Annotated in this window: 18 protein-coding genes and 1 tRNA gene; 6 read left to right on the plus strand and 13 right to left on the minus strand. The window is 53.4% G+C overall.

Annotated elements, in window-relative coordinates; translation table 11 throughout:
- Positions 1 to 9: 9 nt before the first annotated feature.
- The 7 genes from BS29_RS10980 to ccmC are packed head-to-tail and all read right to left on the minus strand — an operon-like array spanning position 10 to position 4865.
- Positions 10 to 663, minus strand: coding sequence for a tetratricopeptide repeat protein (locus BS29_RS10980; RefSeq protein ID WP_229953698.1), 654 nt, complete (start codon positions 661 to 663; stop codon positions 10 to 12).
- Positions 663 to 1088 carry a cytochrome c-type biogenesis protein gene (locus BS29_RS10985; RefSeq protein ID WP_229953699.1) on the minus strand — a complete coding sequence of 142 codons (426 nt, stop codon included), beginning with the start codon at positions 1086 to 1088 and terminating at the stop codon, positions 663 to 665. The genes BS29_RS10980 and BS29_RS10985 overlap by 1 nt, the downstream gene beginning before the upstream one ends.
- Complete coding sequence (locus BS29_RS10990; protein ID WP_229953700.1) at positions 1085 to 1612, minus strand: DsbE family thiol:disulfide interchange protein; 528 nt, start codon at positions 1610 to 1612, stop codon at positions 1085 to 1087. The genes BS29_RS10985 and BS29_RS10990 overlap by 4 nt, the downstream gene beginning before the upstream one ends.
- Positions 1609 to 3546, minus strand: a complete 1938-nt coding sequence (locus BS29_RS10995; protein WP_229953701.1) for a heme lyase CcmF/NrfE family subunit — start codon at positions 3544 to 3546, stop codon at positions 1609 to 1611. The genes BS29_RS10990 and BS29_RS10995 overlap by 4 nt, the downstream gene beginning before the upstream one ends.
- A complete protein-coding gene (gene ccmE / locus BS29_RS11000) occupies positions 3543 to 3992 on the minus strand; it encodes a cytochrome c maturation protein CcmE (RefSeq protein WP_229953702.1) in 450 nt (149 codons plus the stop codon). The genes BS29_RS10995 and ccmE overlap by 4 nt, the downstream gene beginning before the upstream one ends.
- 25 nt (positions 3993 to 4017) lie before the next feature.
- The gene (locus tag BS29_RS17475; protein ID WP_268255390.1) at positions 4018 to 4152 is read right to left on the minus strand and encodes a hypothetical protein; all 135 of its coding nucleotides are present in this window, start codon (positions 4150 to 4152) and stop codon (positions 4018 to 4020) included.
- Entirely contained in the window at positions 4149 to 4865 is a 717-nt protein-coding gene (ccmC, locus tag BS29_RS11005; protein WP_229953703.1) for a heme ABC transporter permease CcmC, read from the minus strand. The genes BS29_RS17475 and ccmC overlap by 4 nt, the downstream gene beginning before the upstream one ends.
- Before the next feature lie 245 nt (positions 4866 to 5110).
- On the opposite strand from ccmC, the gene BS29_RS11010 reads away from it, so the two are divergent.
- Positions 5111 to 7300, plus strand: a complete 2190-nt coding sequence (locus BS29_RS11010; RefSeq protein ID WP_229953704.1) for a putative bifunctional diguanylate cyclase/phosphodiesterase — start codon at positions 5111 to 5113, stop codon at positions 7298 to 7300.
- Between the two features lie 56 nt (positions 7301 to 7356).
- On the opposite strand, the gene BS29_RS11015 is transcribed toward BS29_RS11010, so the two are convergent.
- The 4 genes from BS29_RS11015 to gspJ form a co-directional block, all read right to left on the minus strand.
- Positions 7357 to 8406: a Glu/Leu/Phe/Val family dehydrogenase gene (locus BS29_RS11015; RefSeq protein WP_229953705.1), complete on the minus strand. Its 1050-nt coding sequence runs from the start codon at positions 8404 to 8406 to the stop codon at positions 7357 to 7359.
- Positions 8407 to 8539: 133 nt separating this feature from the next.
- Positions 8540 to 8616 (minus strand) — tRNA-His (locus BS29_RS11020).
- Between the two features lie 118 nt (positions 8617 to 8734).
- Positions 8735 to 9724: a type II secretion system minor pseudopilin GspK gene (gspK, locus tag BS29_RS11025; protein WP_229953706.1), complete on the minus strand. Its 990-nt coding sequence runs from the start codon at positions 9722 to 9724 to the stop codon at positions 8735 to 8737.
- On the minus strand, positions 9721 to 10368 hold the full coding sequence (gene gspJ / locus BS29_RS11030; protein ID WP_229953707.1) for a type II secretion system minor pseudopilin GspJ: 648 nt from the start codon (positions 10366 to 10368) through the stop codon (positions 9721 to 9723). Before gspJ ends, gspK begins: the two co-directional genes overlap by 4 nt.
- An 88-nt stretch (positions 10369 to 10456) precedes the next feature.
- Here gspJ and BS29_RS11035 point away from each other — a divergent pair, with 88 nt between their 5' ends.
- From BS29_RS11035 to BS29_RS11055, 5 genes are read left to right on the plus strand one after another with little or no spacing between them, the layout of a single operon-like run.
- Entirely contained in the window at positions 10457 to 11098 is a 642-nt protein-coding gene (locus tag BS29_RS11035; protein WP_229953708.1) for a prolyl hydroxylase family protein, read from the plus strand.
- Positions 11099 to 11157: 59 nt separating this feature from the next.
- Positions 11158 to 12378 carry an Nramp family divalent metal transporter gene (locus tag BS29_RS11040; protein WP_229953709.1) on the plus strand — a complete coding sequence of 407 codons (1221 nt, stop codon included), beginning with the start codon at positions 11158 to 11160 and terminating at the stop codon, positions 12376 to 12378.
- Positions 12375 to 13136 (plus strand): 5-oxoprolinase subunit PxpA, encoded by a 762-nt coding sequence (pxpA, locus tag BS29_RS11045; RefSeq protein ID WP_229953710.1) that lies wholly within the window; start codon positions 12375 to 12377, stop codon positions 13134 to 13136. The genes BS29_RS11040 and pxpA overlap by 4 nt, the downstream gene beginning before the upstream one ends.
- Before the next feature lie 4 nt (positions 13137 to 13140).
- Complete coding sequence (locus BS29_RS11050; RefSeq protein WP_229953711.1) at positions 13141 to 13818, plus strand: 5-oxoprolinase subunit B family protein; 678 nt, start codon at positions 13141 to 13143, stop codon at positions 13816 to 13818.
- Positions 13818 to 14765 carry a 5-oxoprolinase subunit C family protein gene (locus BS29_RS11055; RefSeq protein WP_229956858.1) on the plus strand — a complete coding sequence of 316 codons (948 nt, stop codon included), beginning with the start codon at positions 13818 to 13820 and terminating at the stop codon, positions 14763 to 14765. The genes BS29_RS11050 and BS29_RS11055 overlap by 1 nt, the downstream gene beginning before the upstream one ends.
- Positions 14766 to 14797: 32 nt before the next feature.
- On the opposite strand, the gene rpmE is transcribed toward BS29_RS11055, so the two are convergent.
- Positions 14798 to 15028, minus strand: a complete 231-nt coding sequence (gene rpmE / locus BS29_RS11060; RefSeq protein ID WP_108812696.1) for a 50S ribosomal protein L31 — start codon at positions 15026 to 15028, stop codon at positions 14798 to 14800.
- A gap of 120 nt (positions 15029 to 15148) precedes the next feature.
- Positions 15149 to 15607, minus strand: a complete 459-nt coding sequence (gene fabZ / locus BS29_RS11065; RefSeq protein ID WP_229953712.1) for a 3-hydroxyacyl-ACP dehydratase FabZ — start codon at positions 15605 to 15607, stop codon at positions 15149 to 15151.
- Between the last annotated feature and the right edge of the window lie 2 nt (positions 15608 to 15609).

Genomic DNA, 15609 nt, shown 5'->3' on the forward strand with positions numbered 1-15609 from the left:
AGCGGTATTTTAGTTACCAGCAGGAGCGTTTTGAGGCATTGGCATTGCCGGTTGCATTTTTTCCATAGCCGCTAAACGCGACTCGAGATCCTGACGCCACGGCGCATCTTCGGGGCTACGTTCCAAAAGCTCGCTCCAGATAGCGCGCGCCTGATCAACTTTGCCGGACTGAGCATAAGCCATGCCGAGGAAGAATGGTGGGCCGGGATGCTCAGGCGAGATATCTGCCGCTTTTTGAAAGGCAAATTGGGCTGCTGGTGTAATGACACCATCGGCATGAACAACCAGCGCGTTGCCAAGACCAACCCACAAATCCGGATCATTGGGATGCTCTTTAACGCCATTGCGCAGATAATTGGCCGCCGAACCATGTTTCCCCTGGCGATTCAGGGCATCTGAAAATACCAACCATTGACGTGCCGTGCCAAAGCGTTCGCCCATTTCCTCTCGCGACGTTATGCTGTCTTCATCAAAACTATTGGGTTTTTCAGCGGGTTCAACCGATACACCCGCCATGCCTGGATTGGCTTGCCAGGCATAGCCCGCAACGCCCAGTAGAAGCGCAGCACCAGTCAATTCAAAAGCCGTTCTTGGCAGCTTGCCCAAAAACACCAACGTTCCAAAAAGCGCTATTATCATCACAAGGAGAATGATCCAGCCCATCAGCTTGCATCCTTCTTGTCGTTTTTACGTCGGCGAAATAGTCCGCGCGCGAGCCAGACAGCTAGGATTAACAGCACTATCGGCGCGAGCCAGAGCGGCCCAGTCACCGCATTAACTGGCGGGTTGTAGGTCACCCAGTCGCCATAGCGCTCAATCAACCAGCCGCGAACTTCCTCAGGTGTCGCGCCAGCAGCAATGCGTTCACGCACCTGGCTACGCATGTCGCCTGCCATCGGGGCATCGCTATCCGCAATCGACTGGCTCTGACATTTCAGGCAGCGCAATTCTTCCATCAAGGATCGCGCTTTCTCTTCTTTTACAGGATCGTCGAGCTGCTTATAGGCATAAGGCGAAGCCGGAAGCGCATTTTGGGCCACCAACGGCGTCGAAAAGAGTAATGCCAGCAGAACGAGATATCTGGTCATCCGGCATTCTCCAATATTTCAAGCAGTTCTGGAACATCTTCCTTGCGAATATCACCAATATGCTGGTGGACGATGACACCATTGCCGTCGATCACAAATGTCTCGGGAACACCGGATGAACCCAGCTCCAATTGAACAGAACTACGCACGTCTGTTCCGATCCGGACATAGGGATTGCCCCAGCGGTTCAGGAAATTGGCAATATCTTCGGGTGTATCGCGGCTGGCGATACCGTTGATCGATACGCCTGCCTGCTCCAGCGCCAGCAATTGCGGAGCTTCTGCGATACAAGGAACGCACCAGCTGGCAAAAACATTGAGCAGTTGCGGCTTGCCGGTGGCGAGGTCGGCCGTGGTCAATGCCGGGCGTTGTTCTATGGCCGCTGGTAGCGCAAATTCCGGGATCGGTTTGCCGATCATTTTCGATTCAATGATGTTATCCTTGGGCCGCATCAATCCAGCTGCGACAATCGCGAAAAACAGGCTGAACAACACCAGCGGAATCCAGAGCAGCCAACGGTTCATAGCACCGCTTCCGCATAGGCCCTTTGTTGCTTCTGCCGAACTGCGCGGCGCAAGCGACCGACCATGGCCAGTAACCCGCCAAGGGCAATAAGCACGCCGCCATACCAGATCAGCGTTACAAAAGGCTTCCACCAGATACGCAGCTGCCACCGTCCCTGCTCATCACTGTCACCGAGGACAACGTAAAGCTGTCCGTTCCAACGGGTTAGCAGGGCCGCCTCACTGGTCTGCATCTGTGCAGAGGCGAACATACGGTTTTGCGGAGCAGCCTCGTGAATCGCCTGATCTTCATACTGGGCCGTGACCCGCGCTTCGAGCGCCGTCCAATTGGGCCCGGCAACGGGTTCAATTGCCTGGAATGTGACCTTCCAGTTATTGACCATGATTTCGTCGCCCGGTGCCGCGGCCACAAGTTTTTCCTCGGTAAAGCTGGTTTCAGATGCCATTCCGACGAGCGCCACGGCAACGCCAAAATGCGCGAGGACCATACCATAAACATGCATCGGGGTGCGACGTAAATTGCGTTTCCACAGAGGCGCAAAACTTGCGACAGCGATACCAGCCGCAAGGGCTAGACCGAGCAACGATAGAATGGACATAGAAGTCGTGAATATCACTAGCCCAAACAGCGCCGCCGCCGTTAAAAAGACCGGAATCGAAATTCGGTTGAGCAAAGCGTTCACTTGATCGCGGCGCCACCGTAATAACGGCCCCGCCGCCATAATCGCCACGAGGATCAAAGCCAGTGGTCCCGTCGCCAGATTAAAATAAGGCGCTCCAACCGAGATCATCTCATCGGTAAAACCCTCAACAACCAAAGGATAGAGCGTTCCGATAAAAACAATGCCCAATATGGCCGACAGCAAGAGATTATTGGCCACCAAAGCCCCTTCCCGACTGACCGGTTCAAACTGAGACCCTTCTTTGACTGTCCCCACGCGCAGCGCGAACAAGGCCATCGCTCCGCCGATATAGATTGCGAGAAGAGCCAGAATGAAACTGCCGCGTTCCGGATCAACCGCGAAGGCATGAACGCTGGTCAGGACACCGGAGCGGACCAGAAATGTGCCGATCATCGACATCGAGAACGCAACAACCGCGAGCATTAAGGTCCATGCGCGCAGGCCATCGCGGGTAGCCAATACCGTGACCGAATGAAGCAAGGCGGTCGCGGCGAGCCATGGCATCAGCGACGCATTTTCCACCGGATCCCAGAACCACCAGCCACCCCAGCCCAGCTCGTAATAGGCCCAGTAACTGCCAGCCGTAATGCCCAAGGTCAGGAACACCCAGGCACCCAGTACCCAAGGCCGCATCGCCTTTGCAAATTCGGGCCCGACATCCCGGGTGATCATCGCGCCAACCGCAAAGGAAAAGGCGATCGATAGACCGACATAGCCAATATAAAGCGTCGGCGGATGCAGCGCGAGACCGATGTCCTGAAGCAATGGGTTAAGCCCCTGCCCATCCGCTGGAACCGGGAAAATGCGCTCGAACGGGTTGGACGCAATCAACAGATAAGCATAAAAGCCGATGCTGATAAATGCCTGGGCGCCCAAAGTTGTGACCAGCGTCTTGGTTTTCAGATTGCGCTCAAAAATGCCGATACAGGCTCCGGCAAGTCCCATGATCGCAACCCAAAGAAGCATCGACCCTTCATGATTGCCCCATGTGCCGGTGATCTTGTAAAGCAATGGCTTGATTGCGACGCTGTTCGCGACAACCAGCTTCACCGACATATCCGATCGTACGAACAGCCAAACAAGCAGCATGAAGGAAAGGCTGACTAGCAGGCCCTGGGCAATCGCCACGGGCCGGATTGCCGCAAAAAACTCGTCCTGACCTTTCACCAGGCCAATGGCGCACAGTGCAAATTGCAAAAACGCCATGCTGGCGGCGAGCCAGAGCGCAATAAGACCTGCTTCTGCAATCATTCGATCAGCGTATCCGTTTTGGTCATATTGCCAGTCATATCAATGCCTTCCAGTTCACGCGGAACATAATTCTCATCATGTTTGGCAAGCAATGTATCGGCAACAAACAGGCCGTCGGCATTTAATTTGCCGTCAGCAACCACTCCTGATCCTTCGACGAACAGATCTGGTGTAATGCCGGTATAGGTTGCAGGCTGGTAAGTCGCACCGTCATGAACGGTAAATTTCACGGTGACACCGTCCTCGGCGCGCTGAATGGAACCTTCCTGAACCATGCCACCAAGACGGATCGCCTGTCCAACTGCTGGACGTTTTTCGACGATATCCGAAGGCGTGTAGAAATAATTGGCCTGATCCTGCAACGCAAACGCCGCCAACAGGCCTGCCCCTACCAGGGCAATCAGAGCCAGCACCGCCAATGTCAATCTTTGATGTTTCGCCTTCACGCGATAATCTCTCTTATTTTCCCGTTCATTTGCGGGCCTTTTTCAGCTGGTCCGCTTTCGCTTCAGATTTGCGCATCGCCACATAGCTTCCAGCAATAACTGCCGCTGTGCCCAGCAGCACAATCGCATAAGAAGCAATGACAAAAGGCCAGTGATTCATTCTGCCGCCATCCGTTTCAATCTCGCTTCAACCTTGGTTTCAGCCAAAATACCCCGCATTCTCATGAGGACGATTGCGCCAAATACCAAGCTAAAGCCAATTACATTTATAGCGAGCGGCCATAGAAATGCGGCATCAATTGAAGAACCACTCACAGTAATACTCGCTTTTTGATGCAGGCTATTCCACCATATAACGGAGCGATTGATAATCGGAATATTGACCGCTCCGACAATCCCAAAAATCGCAGTTACCCTGGATACTCCGCCTTTCTCGCTACTGGCGCTGGCAAGCGCAATATAGGCAAGATACAGAAAGAACAGTACCAGAACCGACGTAACCCTGCCGTCCCAAACCCACCATGTGCCCCAGGTTGGGCGGGCCCAAATCGAACCGGTGATCAAGCCTAGAGCCGTAAACAAGGCCCCGGGAACTGCCACGGCGCGTGCAGCGACTGCCGCCAATGGATGCCGCCAGGCAATTTGCACAACGCTGGCAATCGCAATGGCCGTCCATCCGCCCATGGCAAGCCAAACTGTCGGCACATGAATGTACAGAATCCTGACGCTATCGCCCATCAACCGGTCCGCCGGCGCATAAAACAGGCCGTAACCAGAGCCAAAACCGACAAGTACAAGCCCCAACAGCAAGAACCAAAGCGTCAGCGGCTTTGCCAAGGACAGAAAGCGAGTAGGATTTGCGTAAGCGTGCATTAAAAAACGGTCATTGCCTCTGGCTACTGTGCGACCAGTAAAATCTCGATTTTTGATGGCAGAACTGTTGCGAAGCGACAAGTGTTTTTCTGAACGGCTTCCCTTTATACCGCATCGCCAGTTGTTCTTGTGGCAAAATCAATAGTTAGCAACTGCCGTTAGCGCTCTGTAAACCATGTGGTGCTACACCCCACTATAAGAGTTCAAAGTTCAATCTTCGGTACGGCTGAGGTTTAAGAGTATTTATGGCAGTAAAAGGCTTACTTAAAGCGTTTTCCAATGATTCAGCCGGCGGACCTGCATCCGTTGCATCGTCCGAAATTCAGGCGAAACGCCTCGAAGTCCTTGATGACTTTGAGCAGGCGGGCATTAATTGGCTTTGGGCCACCGATGCCGAAGGTCGCTTTGCATATCTATCTGAAAAGGCAGCAGAAAACCTGAACATGCCGATCAGTGAGATATTGAATCAGCCATTTACGTCATTGTTTGAAAATGACCCCGACAATCCGGATGAAAAATCGGATCGCCCGCTGCACTATCAACTCAGCCGCCGCAGTAAATTACACGATCTGGTCGTCCGCCGCGTACCGCTGACTCTGGGCAAAGAAGATCGCCCCACCTGGTGGATGATTTCTGCCCATCCGAAATTTGATGATGCCGGCAATTTCCAAGGCTATCGCGGTAATGCGAAAGATGTCACGATCGAATATCAGCGCAAACTTGAGGATTCTCGTCTTGCCGAATTTGATTCGCTGACCGGTCTCGCCAATCGCCACCGCATGGACAACCAATTGAACGGTATTTTGGGCGCTTTCAAGGCCGCGGGCCGCAGCTGCGCCATCATGATGCTCGACCTCGACCGGTTCAAGCAGGTGAACGACACAATGGGACATCCCGCCGGTGACGAGCTGCTTCAGCAAGTGGCGACACGGCTTCGCAAAATTGTCGGCGATCGCGGCGAAATTGGCCGGCTTGGTGGCGATGAATTCCAGATCATCCTGCCCGATATTGATGACCGGGGGAAATTGGGCGAAATAGCGGAAAAGATCGTCAAAATTATATCTCAGCCCTATCCCATTGACGATAAAAGTGCCGTCATTGGAACATCAGTCGGCATCGCAGTCGCCCCCTATGATGGCGTTGAAAAAGACGAACTGGTTCGCAGTTCCGATCTTGCACTCTATTCCGCCAAAAATTCGGGACGAGGCCAATTTCGCTTCTATTCGGCCGATCTGAAGGATGAAGAAGAGGAACGCCGCCTGCTGGTTGAAGACTTGCGCCATGCGCTGGACAATGATCAGCTGGAGCTGCATTATCAGCCCGTGGTCCGCACCGATGACCATATGGTCGTAGGTTTTGAAGGACTGATGCGTTGGGTACATCCTGAACGGGGTGCAGTTAGCCCGGGCGTGTTCATTCCGATCGCCGAAGAACTCAATCTTATCAACCAGCTCGGTGAATGGGCACTGCGCAAGGCTTGTACCGATGCTCTGCAATGGCCGCACTCCGTGCGTATTGCGGTCAATGTATCGGCCGTACAATTTGCGAATAGCGGATTTCCCGAAATCGTCATGAACGCGCTGGCCACAAGCGGCCTGGCCCCTGAGCGGCTGGAACTCGAACTGACCGAGAGCGTATTCATGGGCGACAGCGAATCCATCGATAACACGTTCAAAATATTGAAAGAACTCGGCGTCCGCCTGGCTCTGGACGATTTTGGGACGGGCTATTCATCGCTTAGCTATTTGCGCTCTGCTCCATTTGACAAGATCAAAGTCGACAAGAGCTTCGTCGATTCTTGCACACAGAAAGACAAGAACAGCGCCAAAATCATCGCGGCCATCGTCAGCCTGTCGGAAGCTTTGGGCATGGAAACAACGGTTGAGGGCGTTGAGGCGTTCGATCAATTTACCCTCGTTTGCTCCAAGGGCGCGCGCTATATTCAAGGCTGGATATATTCCAAGGCCTTGAGAATTGAGGAAATCGAAGAAAAACTGGGTAGCGGTGAATTCCGTATAGAGCCCGATGGGCCAGATCTTTATCGGCCCGATCGGCGTACGGTTTTCAGACGCATTGGTGCAATCCATGAAGATCATCGTTATGAAGTAGTCATGCGCGATCTTTCCAAAACCGGTGCTCGCTTCGAAGGGATGCTCGGCGTTCCTGTTGGGACTCAACTGGTCCTCGATCTTGGCGGAGGACAGCTAGTCATCTGCACGGTTCTGAGAGCTAAGGAAGCAATGGTGGCGACAGAATTCGAGACGCCGTTGGTTAGCGATGGCGCCGGTGGTCTATGTACACGTCACCGTGTATCACCTTATGATCTTGCTGCTGCCGGGATGCCCTTGGCCGCCTTGCCTCCAGGCAATTACCCGCTGACGCAAAGCGCCACGGATCAGAAAAGCAAACCAAAGTTCATGCAGGTTGCGATCTAGAAACTTAGGTCGGGATCAGGTTCTAGCCCGCATAAACCGGCATTGCGAAACCAGGCTCACCGGCCAATTAATGCCTGCGCCATATTGTCGGCCACTACGGCAGACGGCAATTGGCTCGATGCGCTTTCTTCCCAGATCTCGGTTAATCGGCCTGGTATATTTGCAACCCGCCGATTCACTTCCTCAACATCACTATCACCAAGATATTCCAACCCGACGCTAATGATGCCGCCGGAGTTGATCACATAGTCAGGCGCAAAGAGAATGTTGCGATCAAAAATCCGCTGACCATCTTCCGGGGTTGCCAACTGATTATTAGCACCGCCGGCAACGATCGGAACGTTAAGATGAGCAATAGAAACCTTATCCAGAATCGCACCTAAAGCATTGGGGCTGAACACATCGGCTTCCAAACGCATGACATCATCAAGGCCAACCACGGCCGCACCCAGTTCCTCCGCCAAACGGGCTGCATGATCCTTATCAATATCTGCGATGCTGAGCCGTGCACCATCTTTTGCCAGCAAACGCGCCAATCCGCCGCCGACACTGCCAACACCCTGGATCGCCACATGGACGTCCTCCATGCTGTCGCGACCCAATTTATGTTTCACAGCTGCTTTGACGCCGAGATAGACACCCATGGCCGTAAACGGACCGGGATCACCGCCCGCGTCGCCATGATCACTGACCGGCAAGCCCGAGACATATTTTGTCTCTTTCGATACAGCGACCATGTCAGCGGTGCTGATCCCGACATCTTCTGCGGTGACATAACGGCCACCCAGCGAATCAATCATCCGTCCAAAGGCCGCAAGCATTTCCCGAGATTTCCGCCGATTGCCATCGGCAAGGATAACCGCCTTCCCGCCACCTAATGGCAATCCGGCCATTGCATTTTTGAAGCTCATTCCGCGCGAGAGGCGCAGCGCATCGGTTACAGCAGTCTCACGATTCTCATAATGCCAAAACCGCGTACCGCCTGCACCAGGGCCCAAATGGGTTGAATGCAGCGCAATAATCGCGCTCAAGTCGGTTTCGCGATCATGGAAAAAATGGACGGCTTCATGGCCATCAAAATCTGGCAGATCCCACATTACCGACATTTGGAAAATCCCCTCGCTGGAAAAGTAACATAATTTGGTTTGAACGTAATAATATTACAAAACACTTTTGTCACCCCATGACGTCTGGAGAACCGCTAACCATTTAATTATGCTGTCGAGATGATGTTGAAAATGGGGCGATCGACGGGCTTCGAACCCGCGACCTCCGGTACCACAAACCGGCGCTCTAACCAACTGAGCTACGATCGCCATAATCACAGGATATATAAACATATCCGCTGCGCCGCGCTGCATAGGGATGCATGGGGGCAGCCGTCAAGTATTTAGCATAGCAAAATCGCGTGAAACAATATTGGTGGGCAAATTACTACAGGGCATTCCCACGCTGACGGTGAACCAATCGCGCCGGTTGACGCCCGGCATCAACCAATGCGCGCTCTTCCACCAAGGCACTTTGCATTTCCACTGCCATGTCCAGCCGAAACCAGCGTGTTTTCAGCTTTACCTGGCTTTGCACCTGCGACGGCGCAAGAAAGCTGGCAGGAAATGGTTCGGCCCAAAAATCATTAAGGCTGCCATATCCCGTTTCGGCGCGGCGCCCGAGAAATTGACGGGAACGCACAATATCCGGATCATTGGAGAGCATAGCCAGTAAAACTGCCTGTTCGGGACGCAAGGTATTGATATTGATCGGTGACAAATCCGTGGTCGGCAAGGCACAAAGCCAAGGCGCGATCCGTGCATAGACCGCATGGGTCACCCCTTTTATGGTGCGCAGCTCGCTAATATCCACCATGATGGCATTGGCGGTACGATAAGGATCCTCCAGCTGCGCATAATATTCATCTTCCGCGCCACGCGGAGATGGCGCGGTGTCGCTATCAATCCAGTCGGTGACTGATTCCGCAATCTCGGCGGCCTCGCCTTCCGGTATTTCCAGCAAAGTCATCAGCCGGACAAATTGTGTCTGGCCATCCGGACGCGCTGATAAGAGCGCATCATTCTGGCTCACTAGACTGTTGATATTAAAGCAATTACCACCGTCGGTCAGCGCTGCAGTGATTACACCGCCGGGAACCGGGAACCGCCTTTCCTGACCATTCCAACCGCCCAAGTTGGTTGTGCGCCCCGGCGAAAGGCTGACAATCTGTTCCGCCGATTGCATGCCAATTGATTCCGCTGCGATCAAATAAGCCTTGGCCTGACTGAGTTCACGGGCGTTGGACGCCAATTTGGTGGCGCCAGCCAGTCGGTCTATCCCATGCGCAGCGAGCACCGCTATCACGGCAACGAGCAACAATACGGTCAGCAGGGCCGCACCACGTTCGCTTTTCTTTGCCGGGCCAAAACCCATCATAGATAACCCGTCCCAACTAGAAAGACGTGACGATAGCTTCTGCCATTTTGTTCAAACTGTAATTCCACCGCGCGGGGTAAATCATTGAGCCGTTCGGTCTGCCATTGATTAAGCCACCGCCCTCTTTTGTCGCGAAAGCGCAGCTCCAGCTCGCTAATGCCGTTCAACAGTCCGGCTGGCTCGCTGATCGAACCGCCATCTGTCGTCTCATATTGCAAACGTTCGAGTCGGCCATCATTCAATTGATAGGAGACACGCTGTATATTGGATCGCGGTTTATTGTTCAGATTGCTTTGCCCACCGCGGCTGAACGATAAAAAGCCCCGCCCGCCAGTGCCTGTTTCGCTAATGAAAGCAGCTACCCGGTCTCCGTCTTCATCACGATGCGGCCGCGGCAGAGCCTGGCTTAGATCTGCTTCCATCAGTGACACCAGGCGCTGCATCTCCGCCATATCACCAAGCTTCGCATCCGTGACGGCATTGCTGTCCACCGCGCCGCGCAGCAATATGACACCTGCAACCGACAGCAACGAAAAAATAAACAGCGCGACCATCATCTCGACCAGCGTAAAGCCGCCCTGCGTTGTGGTGCTATCGCAGCGATTGTCTTTTTCACCGGCCATGACCGGCTTATCTATATCCACATTATGCCGGACAGCAAAGAGCGGTTGCGGCAATCAATTTTTCATCTAATCTGATGACCCGATATTTGGAGTGATCGCGGAAAATTTGATGGCAGACAATAACAACACGACCGCAGATTATCTGGTCGCGCTCGGTCAGGTGCAACGCTTTCCGAACAAAGGCGTCGAGCTTTGTATGTTGAAGAATTTTCTGAAAGCCGATGAATGCGATAGGCTCATCCAGCTAATCGATGAAAAGCGCCGACCATCAACAATCGCCGATGCCAATGGCGATGACTATTTTCGTACCAGTGAGACATGCGATCTCGATCATGATGACGCGTTTGTTGCTGGGATAGACGATAGAATCTGTAGCTTTGCAAATATTGATCGGCAATTTGGTGAACCCTTACAGGGCCAACGCTATGCCGAAGGTCAGGAATTCAAGGCGCACACAGATTTTTTTGATCCCAATGGCGAAGATTTCCGAAAATTCTGTTCCGTATCCGGCCAACGTACCTGGACATTCATGATTTATCTCAACGAACCTGGAGCGGGCGGTGCCACACGTTTCGTGAAACTAAACAAGAAATTCGTCCCCAAGACAGGCAGCATCATATGCTGGAACAACATGAAGCCGGACGGCGACATTAACAGTTTGACGCTCCATCACGGTATGAAGGTGCGCCGTGGCACCAAATATGTAATCACAAAATGGTTCCGGGAACGTGCCTGGCCTTGGCCTGACTAATGGAACGGCTTGAAGCAAGCGGGACAGTGAATAGGGATGATCATATTGCAGCAGCTTCAATGAAAATAACCGGCTACCGCCCTGGCCCGGGAATGATGGTTTCGGCGGCCTTCATTGGTCCTGGAACCGTCACCGCTTGCACGCTCGCCGGCGCCAATTTTGGTTTTGCGCTGATATGGGCCCTTGTTTTCGCCACGATCACGACGATCATATTGCAGTCTATCGCCGTCCGCGTTGCTCTGGTTTCCCGCCTAGGCCTCGCCGAGGCCATGATGCAAAGCGTTGCCTCTCCGATCGTCCGTTGGCTTGCCGCAGCCTTGCTCATTGCGGCCTTGGCGCTGGGCAACGCAGCTTATGAGGCAGGAAATATTTCCGGCGCGCTATTGGGACTGGAGGCGCTCAACAGCGGCCTATCCGAGAATCGCGGCCTTGCCATTACCGCCATTGCCATAATCGCGGGATTGCTGATCCTGTTTTCCAAACCCCGTTGGGTCGAACGTATATTGATTGCCATGGTGCTGTTCATGTGCACTGCGTTCTTGCTAACCTTCCTGATAACCCGGCCCGACATAGGCGCGATTTTCGGTGGTTTCATTCCCTCCATTCCCGAAGGCGGATTATTCACGGCGATCGCGCTGATTGGTACAACTATCGTCCCATACAACCTGTTCCTCCATGCTGCGAGTGTCAGAGAGCGTTGGAAGGAGGAGAGCGATCTGGCAGTTGCGCAAACAGATAGCAGCCTGTCCATCGGGCTTGGCGGGCTGGTTTCGATCACCATATTAGCGACTGCAGCAGCAAGCCTGTTTGGCAGTGGTAAAGAGATTGCCAATGCCGCCGACATGGCTGAGCAGCTCAATCCGCTATTTGGCAGCTTTGCAACTGCGACGCTTGGGGCTGGTCTGTTTGCCGCTGGGCTGACCTCCGCCATAACCGCACCGCTTGCAACCGGCTATATCGTACAGGAAATTTTTGGAAAAACGACCGGAGGGGTATCACGAACACCTTTTAGAGTTGGTGCCTTACTTGTCATTTTGTCCGGCACTTTTGGCGCGCTACTCAATTACAAACCGGTTGAGATTATCTTCGTTGCCCAGATCGCCAATGGATTGCTGCTACCCGTAATTGCCTTTTTCCTGATCAAACTGGCCAATGACAGCGCGCTTTTGGGCAAACATGTCAATGGTTGGAAAGCTAATCTCGCCGGTGCGATTATATTGGCCATCACGACCATGCTCGGCTTCAGGCTCATCGCACGTGCACTGGGATGGTGGCCATGACTCTCACAATTGACCTGAATGCGGATCTGGGTGAGGACGATAGCTCGGAAGGCATGGCACGCGATATCGCGATCATGGATATTGTCTCGAGTTGCAATATCGCCTGCGGTGGCCATGCTGGCTCATCCAAAACCATGCACGCAATGTTGGTCGCAGCAAAAGCAAAAGACGTTTCAGCCGGCGCGCACCCGTCTTATCCCGATCGCGAAAATTTTGGACGGGTAAGTATGGAAATTGATCCCGTTCATTTAGAAACCAGCTTGCTGGAACAAGTGGCGGCGATCAAATCGGTAGCGACGGATGTCAAAAGCCGCATCACCCACCTGAAGCCCCATGGCGCACTTTACAACGACGCACAGGATAACGATGTTCTGGCCGAAATTCTGGTGCATCTTGCCCGGAGGGAAGACCTGACGCTCGTCGGCATGGCAGACTCGCTCGTGCAGCAGAAAGCTGCAGAAAGTGGCGTCCGCTTCGTCTCCGAAGCCTTTATTGACCGGCAATATACCGAGCATTCCCGCTTAGTGCCTCGAACGGAAAAAGGCGCTGTCATTCAGGATGATTCTGAGCGCTTGCAGCAAGGGTTGGCATTGGCGCTTGGACAACCGATCAAGACGGCAGGAAACCAGACGAAAATCATTCCGGCCGATACACTCTGCCTTCATTCCGACAGCGACGGCGCGCTGGCCACTGCAACGGCGATGCGGCGTGCATTGGAGCTTGAGGGCATATCCGTCGCAGCGCCCCGGGATCAATAAACGAATGAGCGCCGGCGATATTCATGCCTGTGATGACTGGCTCTGCTGCCCGTTAAAGAATCTTGAGGAGGCACAGGCTGCCATAGCCGCTTGCCGGGAAGAGGAGAAATGGCAGGAGGTCGTAACCGGACTGGACAGCATCGCCGTTCAGTTTGATCCTGCTGTCATGTCGCCAGATGAAGCGATAGATTTGTTTACAGAACAGCTGCTCCATCCGTCGATTGCATCGATAGGTTCCTCAACTCCGATCACTATCCCCATTTGCTATGATCCCGAATTTGCCCCCGACCGCGAGTGGCTAGCCGAGAAAATGGGCCTGTCCGCCGATGCTTTGATAGCCTGGCATAGCGGCCTTTCATTCAAGGTCACGATGCTGGGTTTCATGCCGGGTTTTGCCTATCTGCAATGCCAAGAGGCGATTGCGGATATCGGCAGGCTGCCAAAACCCCGACAGAAGGTTCCAGCCGGCTCCGTCGGCATTATTGGCGACCAGAGCTGCGTCTATTCCTTCGACAGTCCCGGTGGCTGGCCGATTGTGGGGCGTACGCCATTGAAGTTATTCGATCCCAATCGGGACGACCCGGCTTTGTTATCGGCGAATCAATCTGTTTGCTTCGAACCAATAGACCGCGCAGAGTATGAAACCATCAAGGCAAAGCAAGATAGCGAAGATTCGGCGTGATGACGCTCACCGTCGTCAAGCCCGGTTTGCAAACCACGTTACAAGGCGCACCATTTTCTGGCCATCGTCATTTGGGCATGCCCGCCGCCGGGGCAGCGGACTGCCTTTCCGTTGCCTTGGCAAACCGGCTGGTCGGTAATCCTCTTGATGCGACAGCGATTGAAATCACTCTGGATGATGCCAAGTTCACCGTCGGGCAAGCCAATTTGGTGGCACTTACCGGTGCCGCTTGTTTTCTTCGAATCAATGGAAAAGATCGGCCAGTACATAGCCCGATCCCCGTCACACCAGGTGATGAAATCCATATCGGTCCATCAGATAAAGGCTGCCGGTCTTATCTGGCGGTCGCCGGACAGATAGCGGCACAGTCTGTGTTAGGAAACCAGTCCACCTATCTTGGTGCAAAACTGGGCGGATATGAAGGACGTACCCTGAAAACCGGTGACAAAATTAAGATAAATGAAGGGAGCGATGTGAAAACCAGCGGAGCGGAAACTCCTTCTGGCCTGCGCCCCATAATGTCAAAAGGGCACATAATCAGAATTACAATTGGTCCTGAATATTCTGCCCTAAGCCACAACGCTCAAAAGAAATTATTCGATAAGAAGTTCACAATTGGTGCGCGCGCCAATCGTATGGGCCTTGCCCTGCAATCCACGCCTTTGGAACAGCATGATGGCCCGCAAATGAAAAGCGCTCCGGTTTTCCCAGGTACAATTCAATGCCCGCCAGATGGCGAACCCTTTCTGCTTGGACCAGATGCACAAACAACCGGTGGCTATCCCAGAATTGCTCAGGTGATCCGCGCCGATCGTCACTTGATCGGACAATTGAGACCGGGCTCGGATGTTCAGTTTGTTAGAATTTCACCAGTCCAGGCAACCGAGATTTATCGCCAGAAGCTTGCCCTTCTCACGCCATGGCTCGGAGCCGTAAGCCTGTGGTAAACAGGGGGGATAAGCCCCCTGCCCCAAAAAGCTTAGTTTTTCTTCAGTGAAAGACCGCCAAAACGCTTGTTGAAGCGAGCAACCTGACCGCCAGCATCCATAAGACGCTGATTGCCGCCCGTCCATGCTGGGTGCGATGTCGGGTCAATATCGAGTTGCAGTGTTTCGCCCTCTTTGCCCCATGTGGACCGGGTTTCGAACACAGTGCCATCGGTCATCTGGACCTTGATCATGTGATAATCGGGATGCGTATCTTTTTTCATTTTTTGCTCCAAAACGGGCTGGTTTCCGACCAGTTCCCTAAGCGTATAATAGTCTGCGAAGCGGCGCATTAGCCGCCACCGCATCAAAGTGCAAGATTCTTTTATCCTCTAACCAGCCAATTATGCACTGGGTGGATCGGCAATCATCGCTGTAAAACTGGCCTCGGCAGCCAGTTTGTCACCAATCATGGCTTTGCCGGCAAATTTGCAGACCCTTGGGCGTTTTTGAACAAATTCGACATTCAGCGAAAGCAGGCAGCCCGGCTCAACCGGATTGCGGAACTTGGCGCCATCAATGGCCATGAAATAAACCAGCTTGCCTGAACCAACCAGACCGAAACTTTCCATCGCCAAAACACCGGCTGCTTGGGCCAACGCCTCGACGATCATCACGCCTGGCATGATCGGACGACCCGGAAAATGCCCTTGGAAAAACCCTTCGTTCATCGACACGGCTTTCACCGCGCGAATGGATTCATCCTTGACCAGCTCTTCCACTCGGTCGACCAGCAGCATTGGATAGCGATGCGGCAACACCGCCATCACTTTGGTGACGTCATAGTCCAAAGGTTCAGACATGC

It is taken from the genome of Parasphingorhabdus litoris DSM 22379 (genome assembly GCF_020906275.1).
Lineage (GTDB): Bacteria > Pseudomonadota > Alphaproteobacteria > Sphingomonadales > Sphingomonadaceae > Parasphingorhabdus > Parasphingorhabdus litoris.

Bases quoted from the DNA above. Each gene is read 5' to 3' on its own strand.
- BS29_RS11055 (WP_229956858.1), top strand. From the start codon at position 13,818: ATGACGCTCACCGTCGTCAAGCCCGGTTTGCAAACCACGTTACAAGGC.
- BS29_RS11015 (WP_229953705.1), bottom strand. From the start codon at position 8,406: ATGTCGGTAATGTGGGATCTGCCAGATTTTGATGGCCATGAAGCCGTC.
- BS29_RS17475 (WP_268255390.1), bottom strand. From the start codon at position 4,152: ATGAATCACTGGCCTTTTGTCATTGCTTCTTATGCGATTGTGCTGCTG.
- rpmE (WP_108812696.1), bottom strand. From the start codon at position 15,028: ATGAAAAAAGATACGCATCCCGATTATCACATGATCAAGGTCCAGATG.
- gspK (WP_229953706.1), bottom strand. From the start codon at position 9,724: ATGATGGGTTTTGGCCCGGCAAAGAAAAGCGAACGTGGTGCGGCCCTG.
- BS29_RS11010 (WP_229953704.1), top strand. From the start codon at position 5,111: ATGGCAGTAAAAGGCTTACTTAAAGCGTTTTCCAATGATTCAGCCGGC.
- BS29_RS11040 (WP_229953709.1), top strand. From the start codon at position 11,158: ATGAAAATAACCGGCTACCGCCCTGGCCCGGGAATGATGGTTTCGGCG.
- pxpA (WP_229953710.1), top strand. From the start codon at position 12,375: ATGACTCTCACAATTGACCTGAATGCGGATCTGGGTGAGGACGATAGC.
- fabZ (WP_229953712.1), bottom strand. From the start codon at position 15,607: ATGTCTGAACCTTTGGACTATGACGTCACCAAAGTGATGGCGGTGTTG.
- BS29_RS10985 (WP_229953699.1), bottom strand. From the start codon at position 1,088: ATGACCAGATATCTCGTTCTGCTGGCATTACTCTTTTCGACGCCGTTG.
- BS29_RS10995 (WP_229953701.1), bottom strand. From the start codon at position 3,546: ATGATTGCAGAAGCAGGTCTTATTGCGCTCTGGCTCGCCGCCAGCATG.
- ccmC (WP_229953703.1), bottom strand. From the start codon at position 4,865: ATGCACGCTTACGCAAATCCTACTCGCTTTCTGTCCTTGGCAAAGCCG.
- BS29_RS11050 (WP_229953711.1), top strand. From the start codon at position 13,141: ATGAGCGCCGGCGATATTCATGCCTGTGATGACTGGCTCTGCTGCCCG.
- BS29_RS10990 (WP_229953700.1), bottom strand. From the start codon at position 1,612: ATGAACCGTTGGCTGCTCTGGATTCCGCTGGTGTTGTTCAGCCTGTTT.
- BS29_RS10980 (WP_229953698.1), bottom strand. From the start codon at position 663: ATGGGCTGGATCATTCTCCTTGTGATGATAATAGCGCTTTTTGGAACG.
- BS29_RS11035 (WP_229953708.1), top strand. From the start codon at position 10,457: ATGGCAGACAATAACAACACGACCGCAGATTATCTGGTCGCGCTCGGT.